At 71.8% G+C, this 15,994-nt stretch carries 17 protein-coding genes and 1 riboswitch; of the genes, 7 read left to right on the forward strand and 10 right to left on the reverse strand.

Annotation, left to right across the window (positions count from 1 at the left end; translation table 11 throughout):
* Window positions 1–19 precede the first annotated feature (19 nt).
* Together IPZ69_RS21735 and IPZ69_RS21740 are read right to left on the reverse strand one after the other, a co-directional pair.
* The gene (locus tag IPZ69_RS21735) at window positions 20–286 is read right to left on the reverse strand and encodes a DUF4031 domain-containing protein (RefSeq protein WP_235455888.1); all 267 of its coding nucleotides are present in this window, start codon (window positions 284–286) and stop codon (window positions 20–22) included.
* Window positions 283–666, reverse strand: a complete 384-nt coding sequence (locus tag IPZ69_RS21740) for a hypothetical protein (protein ID WP_235455889.1) — start codon at window positions 664–666, stop codon at window positions 283–285. Before IPZ69_RS21740 ends, IPZ69_RS21735 begins: the two co-directional genes overlap by 4 nt.
* A gap of 55 nt (window positions 667–721) precedes the next feature.
* Here IPZ69_RS21740 and IPZ69_RS21745 point away from each other — a divergent pair, with 55 nt between their 5' ends.
* Genes IPZ69_RS21745 through IPZ69_RS21765 form a run of 5 tightly spaced genes read left to right on the forward strand, consistent with a single transcriptional unit; the run spans window position 722 to window position 4,954 of the window.
* Window positions 722–1,657 carry a MurR/RpiR family transcriptional regulator gene (locus IPZ69_RS21745; RefSeq protein WP_235455890.1) on the forward strand — a complete coding sequence of 312 codons (936 nt, stop codon included), beginning with the start codon at window positions 722–724 and terminating at the stop codon, window positions 1,655–1,657.
* Between the two features lie 42 nt (window positions 1,658–1,699).
* The gene (gene murQ / locus IPZ69_RS21750) at window positions 1,700–2,635 is read left to right on the forward strand and encodes an N-acetylmuramic acid 6-phosphate etherase (RefSeq protein WP_235455891.1); all 936 of its coding nucleotides are present in this window, start codon (window positions 1,700–1,702) and stop codon (window positions 2,633–2,635) included.
* 16 nt (window positions 2,636–2,651) lie between these two features.
* Window positions 2,652–4,130, forward strand: a complete 1,479-nt coding sequence (locus tag IPZ69_RS21755; RefSeq protein ID WP_235455892.1) for a PTS transporter subunit EIIC — start codon at window positions 2,652–2,654, stop codon at window positions 4,128–4,130.
* A gap of 28 nt (window positions 4,131–4,158) precedes the next feature.
* Entirely contained in the window at window positions 4,159–4,350 is a 192-nt protein-coding gene (locus IPZ69_RS21760) for a DUF6336 family protein (protein ID WP_235455893.1), read from the forward strand.
* Between the two features lie 31 nt (window positions 4,351–4,381).
* Window positions 4,382–4,954: a hypothetical protein gene (locus IPZ69_RS21765; RefSeq protein WP_235455894.1), complete on the forward strand. Its 573-nt coding sequence runs from the start codon at window positions 4,382–4,384 to the stop codon at window positions 4,952–4,954.
* Here IPZ69_RS21765 and IPZ69_RS21770 read toward each other — a convergent pair.
* From IPZ69_RS21770 to thrC, 6 genes are all read right to left on the reverse strand, one after another.
* Window positions 4,888–6,504 carry a carboxylesterase/lipase family protein gene (locus IPZ69_RS21770; RefSeq protein ID WP_235455895.1) on the reverse strand — a complete coding sequence of 539 codons (1,617 nt, stop codon included), beginning with the start codon at window positions 6,502–6,504 and terminating at the stop codon, window positions 4,888–4,890. The genes IPZ69_RS21765 and IPZ69_RS21770 overlap by 67 nt on opposite strands.
* A 70-nt stretch (window positions 6,505–6,574) precedes the next feature.
* Window positions 6,575–7,702: an NADH:flavin oxidoreductase gene (locus IPZ69_RS21775; RefSeq protein ID WP_235455896.1), complete on the reverse strand. Its 1,128-nt coding sequence runs from the start codon at window positions 7,700–7,702 to the stop codon at window positions 6,575–6,577.
* A gap of 255 nt (window positions 7,703–7,957) precedes the next feature.
* Window positions 7,958–9,580 carry a chaperonin GroEL gene (gene groL / locus IPZ69_RS21780; RefSeq protein WP_235455897.1) on the reverse strand — a complete coding sequence of 541 codons (1,623 nt, stop codon included), beginning with the start codon at window positions 9,578–9,580 and terminating at the stop codon, window positions 7,958–7,960.
* Between the two features lie 272 nt (window positions 9,581–9,852).
* Window positions 9,853–10,056 carry a cold-shock protein gene (locus tag IPZ69_RS21785; RefSeq protein WP_004986573.1) on the reverse strand — a complete coding sequence of 68 codons (204 nt, stop codon included), beginning with the start codon at window positions 10,054–10,056 and terminating at the stop codon, window positions 9,853–9,855.
* Between the two features lie 432 nt (window positions 10,057–10,488).
* Window positions 10,489–10,764: a ubiquitin-like small modifier protein 1 gene (locus IPZ69_RS21790; protein ID WP_235455898.1), complete on the reverse strand. Its 276-nt coding sequence runs from the start codon at window positions 10,762–10,764 to the stop codon at window positions 10,489–10,491.
* On the reverse strand, window positions 10,761–12,044 hold the full coding sequence (thrC, locus tag IPZ69_RS21795; RefSeq protein ID WP_235455899.1) for a threonine synthase: 1,284 nt from the start codon (window positions 12,042–12,044) through the stop codon (window positions 10,761–10,763). Before thrC ends, IPZ69_RS21790 begins: the two co-directional genes overlap by 4 nt.
* An 18-nt stretch (window positions 12,045–12,062) precedes the next feature.
* Window positions 12,063–12,208: riboswitch (SAM riboswitch) on the reverse strand.
* A 129-nt stretch (window positions 12,209–12,337) separates the two neighbouring features.
* Between thrC and IPZ69_RS21800 the strand changes: the two genes are divergently transcribed.
* Both IPZ69_RS21800 and IPZ69_RS21805 read left to right on the forward strand, forming a co-directional pair.
* Complete coding sequence (locus tag IPZ69_RS21800; protein WP_235455901.1) at window positions 12,338–13,282, forward strand: glucosyl-3-phosphoglycerate synthase; 945 nt, start codon at window positions 12,338–12,340, stop codon at window positions 13,280–13,282.
* 85 nt (window positions 13,283–13,367) lie between these two features.
* Window positions 13,368–14,801 (forward strand): alpha,alpha-trehalose-phosphate synthase (UDP-forming), encoded by a 1,434-nt coding sequence (locus tag IPZ69_RS21805; RefSeq protein ID WP_235455903.1) that lies wholly within the window; start codon window positions 13,368–13,370, stop codon window positions 14,799–14,801.
* Here the strand turns inward: IPZ69_RS21805 and otsB are convergent.
* Entirely contained in the window at window positions 14,789–15,655 is an 867-nt protein-coding gene (gene otsB, locus IPZ69_RS21810; protein ID WP_235455904.1) for a trehalose-phosphatase, read from the reverse strand. The two genes, IPZ69_RS21805 and otsB, sit on opposite strands and share 13 nt — an antisense overlap.
* Before the next feature lie 89 nt (window positions 15,656–15,744).
* Entirely contained in the window at window positions 15,745–15,978 is a 234-nt protein-coding gene (locus IPZ69_RS21815; protein ID WP_235455906.1) for a DUF3263 domain-containing protein, read from the reverse strand.
* Between the last annotated feature and the right edge of the window lie 16 nt (window positions 15,979–15,994).

Here is a 15,994-nt window from a genome sequence, read left to right on the forward strand (position 1 = left end):
GGATCCGCCCGACGTCCGGTCACCGCACCCGTCTCTTGCGCCTGCGCAACCCGGAGCCGTGCAGCAGCCGCACCACCTCGCGGCTGCTGACCTCCACCGCCCCGGCGGCCACCGCGTCCGCGTACCGGTGCGAGGGAATGTCGTAGTGATCGCGCTCGAAGGCCCGCCGCGGCAGGCCCAGCCCGGCGGCGAACAGATGCAGTTCCTCGTACGACTTGTCGCTCACCAGGTGCGACCACATGCGCCCGTGCCCAGGCCAGGCCGGCGGGTCGATGTACACCGTCACGAGGGCGACGCCCCGCCCGCGGCCCGCCCCAGCGCCCCGACGGCCGCGACCTTCACGCCCGCCTTGTGGCACACCCAGTGCGGGTCGGGCCCGAGCTCCGGCTCGACGTCCAGGGCGTGCGGGTCCCCCGAGCCGCACACCGGGCACAGCGGCCAGCGCCCGTACCGCTCCAGCAGCGCGTCCTGCACGTCCTGAGCGATCAGCCCGGCGACGAAGCCGGCGCCCTCCGGCCACTGCTCGACCCACCAGCGCCGCTGGACGACGGAGTCCTCGACCAGGGAGACCACGTCCGCCTCGGCGACATCACCCGCGACCAGATCGGCCAGCACGAGGGCGCGCGCGGCATGCAACGCCTGTTCCAGGGGACTTATGGGCTCCATGGTCCCATTGTGCGCGGTCTTGACCAATGCGCCGATCCGAAAATATCTTTCATATGTGACCCAGGATGTGAAGGAAATTTTCGGCAGCCCGGGCAACCCCGGCAGCGCACCACCCGCCCCCGCCGCCCTCGCCGCCAAAGTGCGTACGCTCGGCCCTTCCATGACCCGCTCCATGCAGCGGGTCGCCGAAGCGGTCGCGAGCGACCCGGCCGGCTGCGCCGCCCTGACCGTCACCGGACTGGCCGAACTCACCGGCACCAGCGAGGCGACGGTCGTCCGCACCGCCCGCCTCCTGGGCTACCCCGGCTACCGCGACCTGCGCCTCGCCCTGGCCGGACTGGCCGCGCAGCAGCAGTCGGGCCGCGCGCCCGCCATCACCACCGACATCGCGGTGGACGACCCCATCGCGGACGTGGTCGCGAAGCTCGCCTACGACGAGCAGCAGACCCTCGCCGACACGGCCGCCGGCCTCGACACCGTGCAGCTGGGCGCGGCCGTCACCGCGCTCGCCACGGCCCGGCGCACCGACGTGTACGGGATAGGGGCGTCCGGGCTGGTCGCCCAGGACCTCACCCAGAAGCTGCTGCGCATAGGGCTGATAGCCCACGCGCACAGCGATCCGCATCTCGCCGTCACCAACGCCGTGCAGCTGCGGGCGGGGGACGTGGCGATCGCGATCACGCACTCCGGCTCGACGGGGGACGTCATAGAGCCGCTGCGGGTCGCGTTCGAGCACGGGGCCACCACGGTGGCCGTCACCGGGCGACCGAACTCGCCCGTGACGCAGTACGCCGACCACGTGCTCACCACGTCCACGTCCCGGGAGAGCGAGCTGCGGCCCGCCGCGATGTCCTCCCGGACCAGTCAGCTGCTCGTCGTGGACTGCCTGTTCGTGGGAGTCGCGCAGCGCACCTACGAGTCGGCGGCGCCGGCCCTGGCCGCCTCGTACGAGGCGCTGGCCCACCGCCACCGCAGCGCACCGCGCCCCTAGGGAACGAACCGCACCGAACTGCACCGAAAAGAGCCGCCCCCGATGCCTTCGCCATCCGATCCCCGCTCGCTGCGCACCGAGCTGGAGACCCTGACCACCGAAGCCTTCCGTCCCGAACTCGCCGGTATCGACCGGCTGCCCACCCTCGACATCGCGCGGCTCATGAACGGCGAGGACTCGGGCGTACCGGCCGCCGTGGCCGAGCGGCTCCCGCAGATCGCCGCCGCCGTGGACGCCGTCGCCGAGCGCATGGCACGCGGCGGCCGTCTCGTCTACGCCGGCGCGGGCACCGCCGGCCGGCTCGGCGTGCTGGACGCGTCCGAGTGCCCGCCCACCTTCAACACCGACCCCGCCCAGGTCGTCGGCCTGATCGCGGGCGGCCCGGAGGCGATGGTGACGTCCGTCGAGGGGGCGGAGGACTCCAAGGAGCTGGCCCGCGCGGACCTGGACGCGCTGAAGCTCGTCCCCGACGACACGGTGGTCGGCGTCTCGGCCTCCGGCCGCACCCCGTACGCCGTCGGGGCGGTCGAGCACGCCCGTGCCCTGGGCGCGTTGACGGTCGGCCTGGCCTGCAACAGGGACAGCGCGCTCGCGACCGCCGCCGAGCACGGCATCGAGGTCGTCGTCGGCCCCGAGCTGCTCACCGGTTCGACGCGGCTGAAGGCGGGCACGGCGCAGAAGCTCGTCCTGAACATGCTGTCGACGATCACGATGATCCGCCTGGGCAAGACGTACGGGAACCTGATGGTCGACGTGCGCGCCTCGAACGACAAGCTCCGGGCCCGCTCCCGCCGGATCGTCGCCCTGGCCACCGGCGCCACGGACGAGGAGATCGAGACGGCCCTCACCGAGGCCGGCGGTGAGGTGAAGAACGCGATCCTGACCATCGTGGCCGGCGTCGACGGCCCGACGGCCACCCGCCTTCTGGAGGAGTCCGGCGGTCATCTGCGTGCCGCGCTGGCCGTCGCGGGCGGCTGACGCGCACGCTCGGGGGGTGCGCAACGATCCCGCCTCCGCCGCAGCCGCCGTCCTCGCCCAGGTCGGCGGCCCCGCGAACGTCACCTCCGTGGCCCACTGCATGACCCGCCTGAGGCTGGGCATCGCCGATCCGTCGGCGGTGGACGAGCAGGGGCTGCGGGGGTTGCCCGGGGTGCTCGGGGTGGTGGTGGACGGGGAGTCGTCCCTCCAGGTGGTGCTGGGGCCGGGGGTGGTCGCGGAGGTCACGGCGGCCGTGTGGGCGCGGGTCGGCGAGCTGCCGGTGCCGGCTGCCGACCGGTCGGGCGAGCGGCCGGCCGACACCGCGGCCCGGCCCGTCGACACCGCCGCCCACTCGGGCGAGCGACCGACCGACACCGCCGCCCAGGTGAAGGAGCGGCTCCAACGGCGCAACGCCACCCCCTTCAAGACCGCCCTGCGCCGCGTCGCCGCCGTCTTCGTGCCGCTCATCCCCGCCCTGATCGGCTGCGGCATCCTCGCCGGGGTCAACGGGCTGCTGGTGAACGCCGGCTGGCTGCCGGGGCTGACCCCCGCCCTGGCCGCCGTCGCCTCCGCGTTCATGGCGCTGATCCCGGTGTTCGTCGGCTACAACACGGCGAAGGAGTTCGGCGGCACGCCGGTGCTGGGCGGGGCGGTGGCGGCCGTGGTCGTGTACCCGGGCGTGGCGAAGGTGACGGCGTTCGGGGTGCAGCTGACCCCGGGCCAGGGCGGGGTGCTGGGCGCGCTCGCGGCGGCGCTGCTGGCGACGCGGGTGGAGAAGTGGTGCCGGGGCCGGGTGCCGGGCGCGCTGGACGTGCTGCTCACCCCGACCGTCACCGTCCTGGTCTCCGGCCTGGTCACGCTGTACGGCCTGATGTACGCGGCCGGCGTGGTCGCCACGGCGATCGGCACGGCCGCGAACTGGCTGCTGGCCACCACCGGAGCCGTCGCCGGACTGGTCCTCGGCGGCCTGTTCCTCCCCCTCGTCATGCTGGGCCTGCACCAGGCCCTGATCCCCATCCACACCACCCTCATCGAACAGCAGGGCTACACGGTCCTGCTCCCGCTGCTGGCCATGGCGGGCGCGGGCCAGGTGGGCGCGGCGCTGGCGGTGTACGTCCGCCTGCGCCACGACGTCTCCCTGCGCACGACGATCAGGTCCGCGCTCCCGGCCGGCCTGCTGGGCGTGGGCGAGCCGCTGATCTACGGGGTGTCCCTGCCACTGGGCCGCCCGTTCGTGACGGCCTGCGCGGGCGGCGCGGCCGGCGGAGCCTTCGTCGGCTTCTTCGCGATGCTCGGCGACAAGGTCGGAGCGACGGCCATCGGCCCCTCGGGCTGGGCCCTGTTCCCCCTGCTGGCGGGAAACCGAAGCCCCGGGACGACGGCGGCCATCTACGGGGGCGGCCTGCTCACCGGTTACGTGGTGGGGTTCGTGGTGACATACCTCTTCGGCTTCACCCACCGCCCGACCCCGCCCGACCCGTCGGCCGCCCGTTAGGGTGCCGGCATGACGGGGCGCAGTGCTCATGAGACGCATGGGCAACGTCCGGCGCTGCCGTGACTGGCGGACCGTGACGGGCCAGACCAGTGCCCCCACCGTGGCCGCCCCGGTCCTCGTACGGCTCGGCACGCTCGTGCTCGTCCTGGGGCCCGTGGCGCTCGGCCTGAGCGACCTCGTCGACCAGGCCTCCTTCGACAGCTGGCTGTACGGCGACTGAGCCACGGGGCGGGAGTGGGAAGCTGGTGGGCATGAACCACGCCCAGCTCACCGCCCTCGGCCGGGCGCTCCGGCTGCTCGGGGAGCACGGGGAGGCCCTCACGGCCGACACCCCGGACGCCCGGCTGTACGAGATCAAGGCCGACCTGCGGCGCGCCCTCGACCTGCTGGACGAGAGCGTCGCGGCCGGCGCGCCCGCGACCCGCTGCCCCGAGCATCCGCACGGCCCCGTCGACGAGGACGCCCCCGATCTGTGTCTGCTCTGCGAGACCCGGCGCCGGGCCGCCCGGCGCTCGGAGTTCCAGGGCAGCAGGCCGACCGCCACCGAACCGGTCGCCACCGGCCCCTCCCGTTACGGCGTCCGGGCCGACCGCCCCCAGCCCCAGCAGCGCTGGCTGCCCGAGGCCTGGAACGGGCGCGAATGGCAGCTGTGCGGAACGCCCCGGCGGGACCGGCGCGAGGCCGAGGCGTATCTGGCCGCCCAGCGGCGCGGATCCCGGCCCGCCATGGCCTACCGGCTCGTGCACGAGTTCAGCGACTACGAGGTACTGCGGATCTGGGGCACCCCCGTGCAGGTCGACATCGAGCCCATGGGCAACCTCTGACCGAGCAACGGCAGGGCCGGGAAGTCGTACCCCTCCCACAGGAGTCTGCGGCGCTCGTGAGGGTAGGCCGTGACCGTCGGGGCCGTGTCGAGTATCCGCACGAGGCGGGCCTCGGTGTCGTACACCGGCCAGCCCGGGTCTCCCGTTCGGGCGAACGACGTCCAGGAGCGGCGGAAGAGGGCCGACAGCTCCTGCGTCTCGGCCGATACCTCCGCCCCCGCGAAGAGCAGACCGCCCACGACCGCGTGGTACGTGCCGAAGAGCAGGGCGATGTCCAGGGCATGGCAGGCGCCCAGTACGCCGCCGTTGCCCGGGGCCGGCAGGGTCAATTCGTAGACGTGGGCGCTGCCGCCGCCCGTCAGCTGGGCCTCGGCGAGATGCAGGGTCGGCATGGCGAACAGCCAGTCCGTCTGGACCCGTTCGAACAGGTCGGACGGGGAGGCGTCCGGGAGGGCCGCGCGGTAGGCCCGTTCGCCCGCCTCGCCTCCCGGGGCCAGCAGGCGCAGGGTCTGCGTGAGCCGGTCGTCGGTGATCCTGCCGAGCATGCCGCCCATGGCCATGAAGAGCCGGAACTCGTCGCGGTTGTGGCCGACCAGGAGGTCCACGTCCCGGGCCGCGCCCGCCGTAAGGGCCTGCCAGGGGGTGGTGGGCAGGACGTCACCGTCGACGATCGGGGCGAAGGGCGTGACCGTCGGCGCGGCCTGCCCCCAGCTGTCGATGCGGCCGGGCATCTTGGCGCTCAACGCCTGCCCGGCGGAGATCAGTTGCCGCGGATCGACGGTGGCCAGGTCCGCCGCCGTGGGCTTGAGGCCCGCCTCCGCCGCCAGCGCCGCCGCCATGTCCCGCGCCAGCTCGTCGGAGAAGAACGTGCCCGGCAGGCTCTGCGCCACCGCCCGCCGGAACAGTCCGCGGGCCCTCGGCATCGCCAGCAGCGAGGCCACCGAGCCCGCTCCGGCCGATTCGCCGAAGACGGTGACCTGCTCGGGGTCGCCGCCGAACCCCGCGATGTTCTCCCGCACCCACTCCAGGGCGGCCACCTGGTCGAGCAGGCCGCGGTTGGCCGGAGCGCCGTCCAGGTGGGTGAATCCCTCCACACCCACGCGGTAGTTGAAGGTGACCACGACGACGTCGCCGTCCCGGGCGATGCGCCGGGCGTCGTAGGACGGCTGGCCCGCGTGGCCCATCTTGTAGGAGCCGCCGTAGATCCACACCATGACCGGGCGGCCGGCGGACCGGTCCGCCTCGGGCGTCCACACGTTCACAGTCAGCCAGTCGTCGTCCGCGGGATCGCCGGCCGCCGCGACCGCATTGCCCTGGACGCCCAGGTCCTGCGGAGGCGGCGGCCCGAACGCGTACGCCTCCCGGGTGCCGGACCAGGGCCGGGCCGGGCGCGGGGCCTGGAACCGGGCCTCGCCGACGGGGGGTTCGGCGAAGGGGATGCCCCGGAACACCGCCAGGGAGTCCTCGTGGCGGCCGCGCACCGCGCCGGTGGCGGTGCGCACCACGGGTCCGGCGGTCTCCGCCCGGTGCTGTGACTCGCTCGTCGTCATGCTCGCTCCTCACTGGTCGTCAGGAGAACGGACGGGAACGATCACGAGTGCCCGGCGGTCCGACGCCGGTTCAGCTGAGGGTCTGCAGCGCGGCCGCGTCGTACGGCTTCAGCTCGTCGAAGCGGTCGGTGAGCACCTTCGCCGCCCACTCGGGGTCCTGGAGCAGCGCGCGGCCGACGGCGACCATGTCGAACTCCTCGGCCTCCAGCCGGTCCAGCAGGTTGTCGATGCCCTTGACCGCGGAGCCCTCGCCCTGGAAGGCACCCAGGAACTCACTGTCGAGGCCGACCGAGCCGACGGAGATGACCGGCTTCCCGGTGAGCTTCTTCGTCCAGCCGGCGAGGTTCAGGTCGGCGCCGTCGAACTCGGGCAGCCAGTAGCGGCGGGTGGAGGCGTGGAAGGCGTCGACGCCGGCGGCGGCCAGCGGCGCGAGGATCGCCTCCAGCTCCTCGGGGGTCTCGGCGAGGCGGGCCGCGTAGTCCTGCTGCTTCCACTGCGAGTAGCGGAAGAGGACCGGGAAGTCCGGGGACACCCGCTCGCGGACCGCCGCGACGATCTCCGCCGCGAACTTGGTGCGGGCCACCGGGTCGCCGCCGTAGGCGTCGGTACGGCGGTTGGTGCCCGCCCACAGGAACTGGTCGAGGAGGTAGCCGTGGGCGCCGTGCAGCTCGACGCCGTCGAAGCCGATGCGCTCGGCGTCGGCCGCGGCCTGGGCGAACGCGGCGACGACGTCGTCCAGGTCCTGCTGGGTCATGGCCTTGCCGGTGGTCTCGGCACCCTCGGTGACCAGGCCGGACGGGCCGACGGCGGGGGCGTCCGCGAACGGCGGCTGGCCCTGCTTGCGGACCATGCCGATGTGCCACAGCTGGGGCACGATCGTGCCGCCCGCCGCGTGCACGGCGTCGGCGACCTTCGCCCAGCCGGCCAGCTGCTCCTCGCCGTGGAACCGGGGCACCCGGTCGCTCTGCCCGGCCGAGTCGTGCCCGACGTACGTCCCCTCGGTGACGATGAGCCCGACACCGGCGGCGGCGCGGCGCGCGTAGTACGACAGCACGTCCTCGCCGGGGATGCCGCCCGGGGAGAACATCCGCGTCATCGGGGCCATCGCGATCCGGTTGGGCACCGTGAGCCCGTTGATCGAGAGGGGCCGCGAGAGGATCCGGGCCGCGCGGGAGGCGGGGGGCGTCGTGAGGGTCACGTGGGGGCTCCTGAGGGGGACTCGGCTGACCGATGGGTATGTGCATACGCATTGTTGCACCTACTCAAACAATCACCGGTCCGGGTCTCCCCATTCCGCTCCTGGGTGCTTCCGGCCTGTGAAACCAGTCACAGGGTGCCGGGACACCCGGACACCGGAACGCCGCGGGCCGCCGGAAAACGCCCGAGGGCGGCACCCCCTGTTCTCACAGGAGGTGCCGCCCTCGGTCAGGACGGTCGATCAACCAGAGGTCGATCAGAAGTCCATGTCACCGCCCGGCATGCCGCCGCCGGCCGGGGCCGCGGACTTCTCCGGCTTGTCGGCGATGACGGCCTCGGTGGTGAGGAACAGCGCGGCGATGGAGGCGGCGTTCTGCAGCGCGGAACGGGTCACCTTCGCCGGGTCGATGATGCCTTCCTTGACCAGGTCGACGTACTCGCCGGTGGCGGCGTTCAGGCCGTGACCCGGGGTCAGGTTGCGCACCTTCTCCACCACGACGCCGCCTTCGAGGCCGGCGTTGACGGCGATCTGCTTCAGCGGGGCCTCGAGGGCGAGCTTGACGGCGGCGGCACCGGTCGCCTCGTCACCCTCCAGCTCCAGCTTCTCGAAGACGTTGGTGGTCTGCAGCAGGGCCACGCCACCACCGGCGACGATGCCCTCCTCGACGGCCGCCTTGGCGTTGCGCACGGCGTCCTCGATGCGGTGCTTGCGCTCCTTGAGCTCCACCTCGGTGGCGGCACCGGCCTTGATGACCGCGACGCCGCCGGCGAGCTTGGCCAGGCGCTCCTGCAGCTTCTCGCGGTCGTAGTCGGAGTCGCTGTTCTCGATCTCGGCGCGGATCTGGTTCACGCGACCGGCGACCTGGTCGGTGGAGCCGGCACCGTCGACGATGGTGGTCTCGTCCTTGGTGATGACGACCTTGCGGGCGCGGCCCAGGAGGTCCAGGGTCGCGTTCTCCAGCTTGAGGCCGACCTCCTCGGAGATGACCTCGCCGCCCGTGAGGATGGCGATGTCGCCGAGCATGGCCTTGCGGCGGTCACCGAAGCCCGGGGCCTTGACGGCGACGGACTTGAAGGTGCCGCGGATCTTGTTGACGACCAGGGTCGACAGGGCCTCGCCCTCGACGTCCTCGGCGATGATCAGCAGCGGCTTGCCCGACTGCATGACCTTCTCCAGGAGCGGGAGCAGGTCCTTGACGGAGCCGATCTTGGAGTTGGCGATCAGGATGTACGGGTCGTCGAGCGACGCCTCCATCCGCTCCATGTCGGTGGCGAAGTACGCCGAGATGTAGCCCTTGTCGAAGCGCATACCCTCGGTGAGCTCCAGCTCCAGACCGAAGGTCTGGGACTCCTCGACGGTGATGACGCCTTCCTTGCCGACCTTGTCCATGGCCTCGGCGATGAGCTCGCCGATCTGGGTGTCGGCGGCGGAGATGGAGGCCGTGGAAGCGATCTGCTCCTTGGTCTCGACGTCCTTGGCCTGCTCCAGCAGGGCGGCGGAGACGGCCTCGACGGCCTTCTCGATACCGCGCTTGAGGGCCATCGGGTTGGCGCCGGCGGCGACGTTGCGCAGGCCCTCGCGGACCAGCGCCTGGGCGAGCACGGTCGCGGTGGTCGTACCGTCACCGGCGACGTCGTCCGTCTTCTTGGCGACTTCCTTGACCAGCTCGGCGCCGATCTTCTCGTACGGGTCCTCGAGCTCGATCTCCTTGGCGATGGAGACACCATCGTTGGTGATCGTGGGGGCGCCCCACTTCTTCTCGAGGACGACGTTGCGGCCCTTGGGGCCGAGCGTCACCTTCACGGCGTCCGCGAGCTGGTTCATGCCGCGCTCGAGGCCGCGCCGCGCCTCCTCGTCGAACGCGATGATCTTGGCCATGTGAAGTGGTCCCTCCAGGACTGGGGGTGATTCTTCGGACCGCGCCCGCGCCCGCGACGGACGGCTCGCAAGCCCCGTGGTTCCTTGCCCCACTTGGCCTGCGGGCCTCACCGACCCGGTCCTTCGTTGTCACTCTCACCTTCAGAGTGCTAACGCCAATGATTAGCACTCGGGCATGCCGAGTGCAAGCGCCTCCGGGGGATCAGCCTGGGGCGAACAGGACGAAGGGCCCGCACCCCCCGAGGGGTGCGGGCCCTTCGCGCTAAGAACGTTCAGGCGGTGACGCGAACCATGTCGGCCTGCGGGCCCTTCTGGCCCTGCGAGATCTCGAACTCGACCCGCTGGCCCTCTTCCAGGGTGCGGTAGCCGTCCATCTGAATCGCGCTGTAGTGGACGAAGACGTCCGCACCACCGTCGACCGCGATGAAGCCGTACCCCTTCTCCGCGTTGAACCACTTGACGGTGCCCTGAGCCATGCCTAACTCCCCTATTACTGGCCCTTGCACAGATCCACACCTCGCGGATCCGGGTCAGACCTCACCCCCCGGTTGGCTTGGGGGCGTGCGCCGGAACGCGTCGACCGCGGCTGAATGTATCTGTCCAACTGCCGTCTGCAACAGGTCAATCGGACGAGAATTCTGGACGTGCCCGGTCCGGAATGTGGCGAGAATTCGCCTGAATTCAGGGCAAGTCGGGCCCTACAAAGGGGATATACGCCGCAATTAGGCCGCGCACTTTGGCTACTTCTTGTCGGGCGTGCGGCATCAATCCGGGGCTCGCGACCCGGGGATCGGCGGCGAGTTCCCCAACTGTACCGCGATCAACCACACTGAATTGCCCCCTCCGCTTCTCTCACGGAGGGGGCCATCAGATGAACAATCGGTAACTGAAGTTACCCAAGGTAATGATCAGCCGCCCGCGACGGCCGGAATGATCGAGACACCTGCGCCGTCCGGGGTGGCCGTCTCCAGGCCCTGCTCGAAGCGGACGTCGTCGTCGTTGACGTACACGTTCACGAAGCGGCGCAGCTTGCCCTGGTCGTCCAGGACCCGGGCGGCGATCCCCGTGTGGTTCTTCTCCAGGCTCTCGATGACCTCGGCGAGGGTCGCGCCCTCGGCCGTCACCTCGGCCTGACCGCCGGTGTAGGTGCGCAGGATGGTGGGGATGCGGACGGTCACGCTCATGCGAGGCCAGCCTCTCGGAAGGAGTCCAGGTTCGGGCGGATGGTGGCGGTCAGGCCGGTGCCGGCCACCGCGTCGAGGGTCTTGAGGCCGTCGCCGGTGTTCAGGACGACGGTGGTGAGAGCCGGGTCGAGGACCCCGTTCTCGATGAGCTTCTTCGTCACGCCCACCGTCACACCGCCCGCCGTCTCGGCGAAGATGCCCTCGGTGCGGGCCAGCAGCTTGATGGCGTCCACGACCTGTTCGTCCGTCACGTCCTCCACGGCACCGCCGGTGCGGCGCGCGATGTCCAGGACGTACGGGCCGTCGGCCGGGTTGCCGATGGCGAGGGACTTGGCGATGGTGTTCGGCTTCTGCGGGCGGACGACGTCGTGGCCGGCCTTGAAGGCGGTGGACACCGGGGAGCAGCCCTCGGCCTGCGCACCGAAGATCCGGTACGGCCGGTCCTCGACCAGACCGAGCTTGATCAGCTCCTGCAGACCCTTGTCGATCTTCGTGAGCTGGGAGCCGGAGGCGATCGGGACCACGATCTGGTCGGGCAGCCGCCAGCCGAGCTGCTCGCAGATCTCGTACGCCAGGGTCTTGGAGCCCTCCGCGTAGTACGGCCGCAGGTTGACGTTGACGAAGCCCCAGCCCTCGCCGGCCGGGTCGCCGATCAGCTCGGAGCAGAAGCGGTTCACGTCGTCGTAGTTGCCTTCGATGCCGACGAGTTCGCCGCCGTAGATCGCGGCCATGACGACCTTGCCCTGCTCCAGGTCGTGCGGGATGAACACGCAGGAGCGCAGGCCGGCGCGGGCGGCCGCGGCGCCGACGGCACCGGCCAGGTTGCCGGTCGAGGAGCAGGACAGGGTGGTGAAGCCGAAGGCGCGAGCCGCCTCCAGCGCCTGCGCGACCACCCGGTCCTTGAAGGAGTGCGTCGGGTTGCCGGAGTCGTCCTTCACGTACAGCCCGCCGGTCACGCCGAGCTCCGCGGCCAGGTGATCGGCCTTGACGAGCTTGGTCCAGCCGGGGTTCAGGTTGGGCTTGTCGGCCACGTCCGCGGGGACGGGCAGCAGCGGCGCGTAGCGCCAGATGTTCGCGGGTCCCGCTTCGATGCGCTTGCGGAGTTCCTCGGTGTCGTAGGCCGAGAAGTCGTACGCGATCTCCAGCGGGCCGAAACACTCCTCGCAGGCGAACACGGGTCCGAGGGGTACTCGGTGACCACACTCGCGGCAGCTCAGGGCGGCGGCGGGACCGAGGTCGACGCTGGGATCGGTGGTGGTGGCAACAGTCTGCACAGCCATGTGAGGCGAGGCCCTTTCTCCTCATCTTCCTCACGACGCATCTCGCCGTGAGACGGATTTGGCACCTTCCCTAGCCGGGAGCCTCGCTGCACGTGTCAGGAGAACCGACTGGAGGGTTGCCGGGGCTTCATCGGGCCGTTTCCCTCTGCCCCTCTGGATGAGCTGTATGTGGTTGTAAATGCCCACGACCCTCGACATGCGATGGTCATCGGCGTTGCTCAAGACTGTAACCGAAGGCCAGGACAGTTGAGATAGTCGTCCGAACCGCGAGACAACGTGAGGAGCCGCTGACTGTGCTGGAAGAAGTCGAGCGCTGGCTGGCCACCCGCTCCTGGTCCGTGACCGACCGCCCCCTCCACCAGATACTCGCCGCCAAGCAGCGTACGGGTCAGTCGGTCTCCGTCGTGCTGCCCGCGCTGAACGAGGAGGAGACGGTCGGCGACATCGTCGCCGTGATCCGTCATGACCTCATGAGGCAGGTTCCGCTCGTCGACGAGCTCGTCGTCGTGGACTCCGGGTCCACCGACCGCACCGCCGCGGTGGCCGCCGCCGCGGGTGCCCGGGTCGTCCACCGCGACGACATCCTGCCGCGCCTGCCGGCCGTCCCCGGCAAGGGTGAGGTGCTGTGGCGCTCCCTGCTGGTCACCGGCGGGGACATCCTCTGCTTCATCGACGCCGACCTGAGGGAGTTCTCCTCCGACTTCGTCTCCGGGATCGTCGGCCCGCTGCTCACCGAGCCGGACGTCGACCTCGTCAAGGCCATGTACGACCGCCCGCTGGCGGGGGCGGCGGGCCAGGGCGGCCGGGTCACCGAACTGATGGCCCGCCCGCTGCTCAACATGCACTGGCCCCAGCTGGCCGGTTTCGTGCAGCCGCTGGGCGGCGAGTACGCGGCCCGCCGCTCGCTGCTGGAACAGCTGCCGTTCCCGGTCGGGTACGGCGTCGAGCTGGGCATGCTGGTCGACGCCCTGCACCTGGTGGGCCTGGACGCGCTCGCCCAGGTCGACGTCGGGGTGCGCAAGCACCGGCACCAGGACGGGCAGGCGTTGGGCCGGATGGCCGCCGCGATCTACCGCACCGCGCAGCTGAGACTGGCCCGCGGGCACCTGGTGCGTCCCTCCCTCACCCAGTTCGAGCGGGGCGAGGACGGCTTCGAGCCACGCACCTACTCGGTGGACACGGAGGAGCGGCCGCCCATGGTGGAGATCGCGGAGTACGCCGCACGCCGGGTGGCCTGAGCCCGGTCGAGAACGGCTGTATACGGCCCCCTCGACGGGTGGACCGTACGTTTGAGCGTTTCCGGGCCGGGCTAGGTTGAGGCGTATGGCTTCCACGCACAGTGCTGAGGTGCTGGTCGCGTCCAATCGCGGCCCGGTTTCGTACGAGGTGCGCGAGGGCGGCGCGCTGCACGCCAAACGGGGCGGCGGCGGGCTGGTCTCGGGGCTGTCGGCCATCGGGCCGCACACCGACGCGGTATGGGTGTGCGCCGCGCTGAGCGACGCCGACCGGGAGGCGGTGCGCCGCTCGCACGGCGGGCGGCGGCTGTCCGCGGACGCGACCGGCGGCCAGCAGGTTCGGATGCTGGACATCGACGCGACGGTCTTCGCCGACGCGTACAACGGCGTCGCCAACTCCGTGCTCTGGTTCGTCCACCACATGCTCTACCAGACCCCGCTGGAGCCGGTCTTCGACGCGGAGTTCCGGCGCCAGTGGGCGTCGTACGAGGCCTACAACCGGGCCTTCGCCGAGGCGCTGGCAGAGGAGGCCGCCGAGGGCGCCGCGGTGGTGATCCAGGACTACCACCTCGCCCTCGCTCCCCGGATGCTCCGGCAGCTGAGGCCCGATCTGCGGATCGGCCACTTCTCGCACACCCCGTGGGCCCCGCCGGACTACTTCCGTCTCCTGCCCGACGACATCGCGGCCAAGCTGCTCGGCGGCATCCTCGGCGCCGACCGCGCGGCCTTCCTCACCCGGCGCTGGGCTGACGCCTTCACCGACTGCTGTCACGCGGTGCTCGGCCCCGGGATCCCGTCCGGCACGCGAATCGGCGTGCACGGGCTCGGCGCGGACGCGGACTTCCTGCGCAAGCGGGCGCACGAGCCGGACGTGGCCGAGCGGATGACCGCGCTGCGCGCGGAGATCGGCGAGGGCCGCAAAACGATCGTCCGGGTGGACCGCACCGAGCTGTCGAAGAACATCGTGCGCGGGCTGCTGGCGTACCGGCAGCTGCTGGACGACCGTCCCGAGTGGCGCGAGCGGGTCGTGCACGTGGCCTTCGCCTACCCCTCCCGGCAGGACCTGGCCGTCTACCGCGACTACACGTCGCAGGTGCGACGCGTCGCCGAGGAGATCAACTCGCGGTACGGGACGCCGGGTTGGACCCCGGTCGTGCTGCACGTCAAGGACGACTTCGCGCGCTCCCTGGCCGCCTACCGGCTGGCGGACGTGGCCCTGGTGAACCCGATCCGGGACGGTATGAACCTGGTCGCCAAGGAGATCCCGGTCGTCTCCGACGAGGGCTGCGCGCTGGTGCTGTCCCGGGAGGCCGGGGCGTTCGAGGAGCTGGGCGACGACGCGCTGACGGTGAACCCGTACGACATCGGGGGCACGGCGAGCGCGCTGCACCGGGCGCTGACCATGCCCCTCGACGAGCGGGCGGAGCGGACCAAGCGGCTGGCCGCCGCGGCCACCGCGCTGCCGCCGACCCAGTGGTTCCTGGACCAGCTGCACGCGCTGGACCCCGATCAGTCCAGGTGAGCCGCCAGCGTCCGCAGCAGGCGTACGACCCCTTGCGGACCGTCCACCACCAGGTCCGCCCGTTCGGCCAGTTCCGTCACCTCGGAGCTGCCGCTGCACACCAGCAGACCGGGGACGCCGTCGGAGCGGAGCTTGTCGACGGCGGCGAAGGCCGGGAGGTCGCCGAGGTCGTCGCCGGCGTACACCACCGACTCGGCGCCGATCCGGCGGACGTACTCCAGCAGGGCGACGCCCTTGTCCATGCCGGGCGGGCGCAGTTCCAGGACCATCCGGCCCGATTCGACGATCAGGCCGTGCCGGGTGGCGAGTTCGGCGAGGGGTTCGCGCAGGGCCTCGAAGGCGGCCTGCGGATCGTCGGCGCGGCGGGTGTGGACGGCCACGGCGCGCCCCTTCTCCTCGATCCAGGTGCCGTGCCAGGCGCCGATCCGGTCGAGGAATCCGGGCAGCTCGGCGCGGACGGCCGCGACGCCGGGGTGCGGGGGCGGCGCGCTGACCTCTCCGCTCGCGGCCTCCCAGCGTTCGGCGCCGTAGTGGCCGAGGACGACGAGGTGCTCCAGGCCGGGTACACCGGCGAAGCCGCCGTGCCGCACGGCGACCCCGGCCGGGCGGCCGGTGACCACGGCCACGGAGGCCACCTTCGGGGCGAGGAGAGCGAGCGCCGGTACGGCCTCGGGGTGGGCCCGGGCCTGTTCGGGGTCGGCGACGATCGGGGCGAGGGTGCCGTCGAAGTCGAGGCCGATCACGGCGGTGCGGGGCCGGGCGAGCAGGGCCGCGAGGCCATCGCGGCCGGCCTGGGTGGTCGGTGTCGGCAGCGGGTCCATGGGGTCGGTCGAGTCCGTCGTATGGGTGCCCATGGGGCGACCCTATCCAGGGGACGGTGGACTCACCCATGGGGCAACGGGGGCGCACCGCGGCGCGGCGCGCGCCCGCACGGCCGGGGGCCTCAGCGCTCCGAGCGCCGCTGGTCCCGCACCCGCCGCAGCCGGTTGACGGTCACCGGGTCGTGGGCGAGTGCCCGGGCGTCGTCCAGCAGGGCGTTGAGCAGCTGGTAGTAGCGGACGGGGGCCAGGCCCAGTTCCTCGCGTATCGCCCGCTCCTTGGCGCCGGGGCCCGGAAAGCCCCGGCGTTCCAGCGCGAGGATGGACCGCTCGCGCGGGTCCAGGTCGTCCTGATCCATACCCGCACGTTATCCC

This window comes from Streptomyces olivochromogenes (assembly GCF_021538895.1).
Taxonomy (GTDB): domain Bacteria; phylum Actinomycetota; class Actinomycetes; order Streptomycetales; family Streptomycetaceae; genus Streptomyces; species Streptomyces olivochromogenes_A.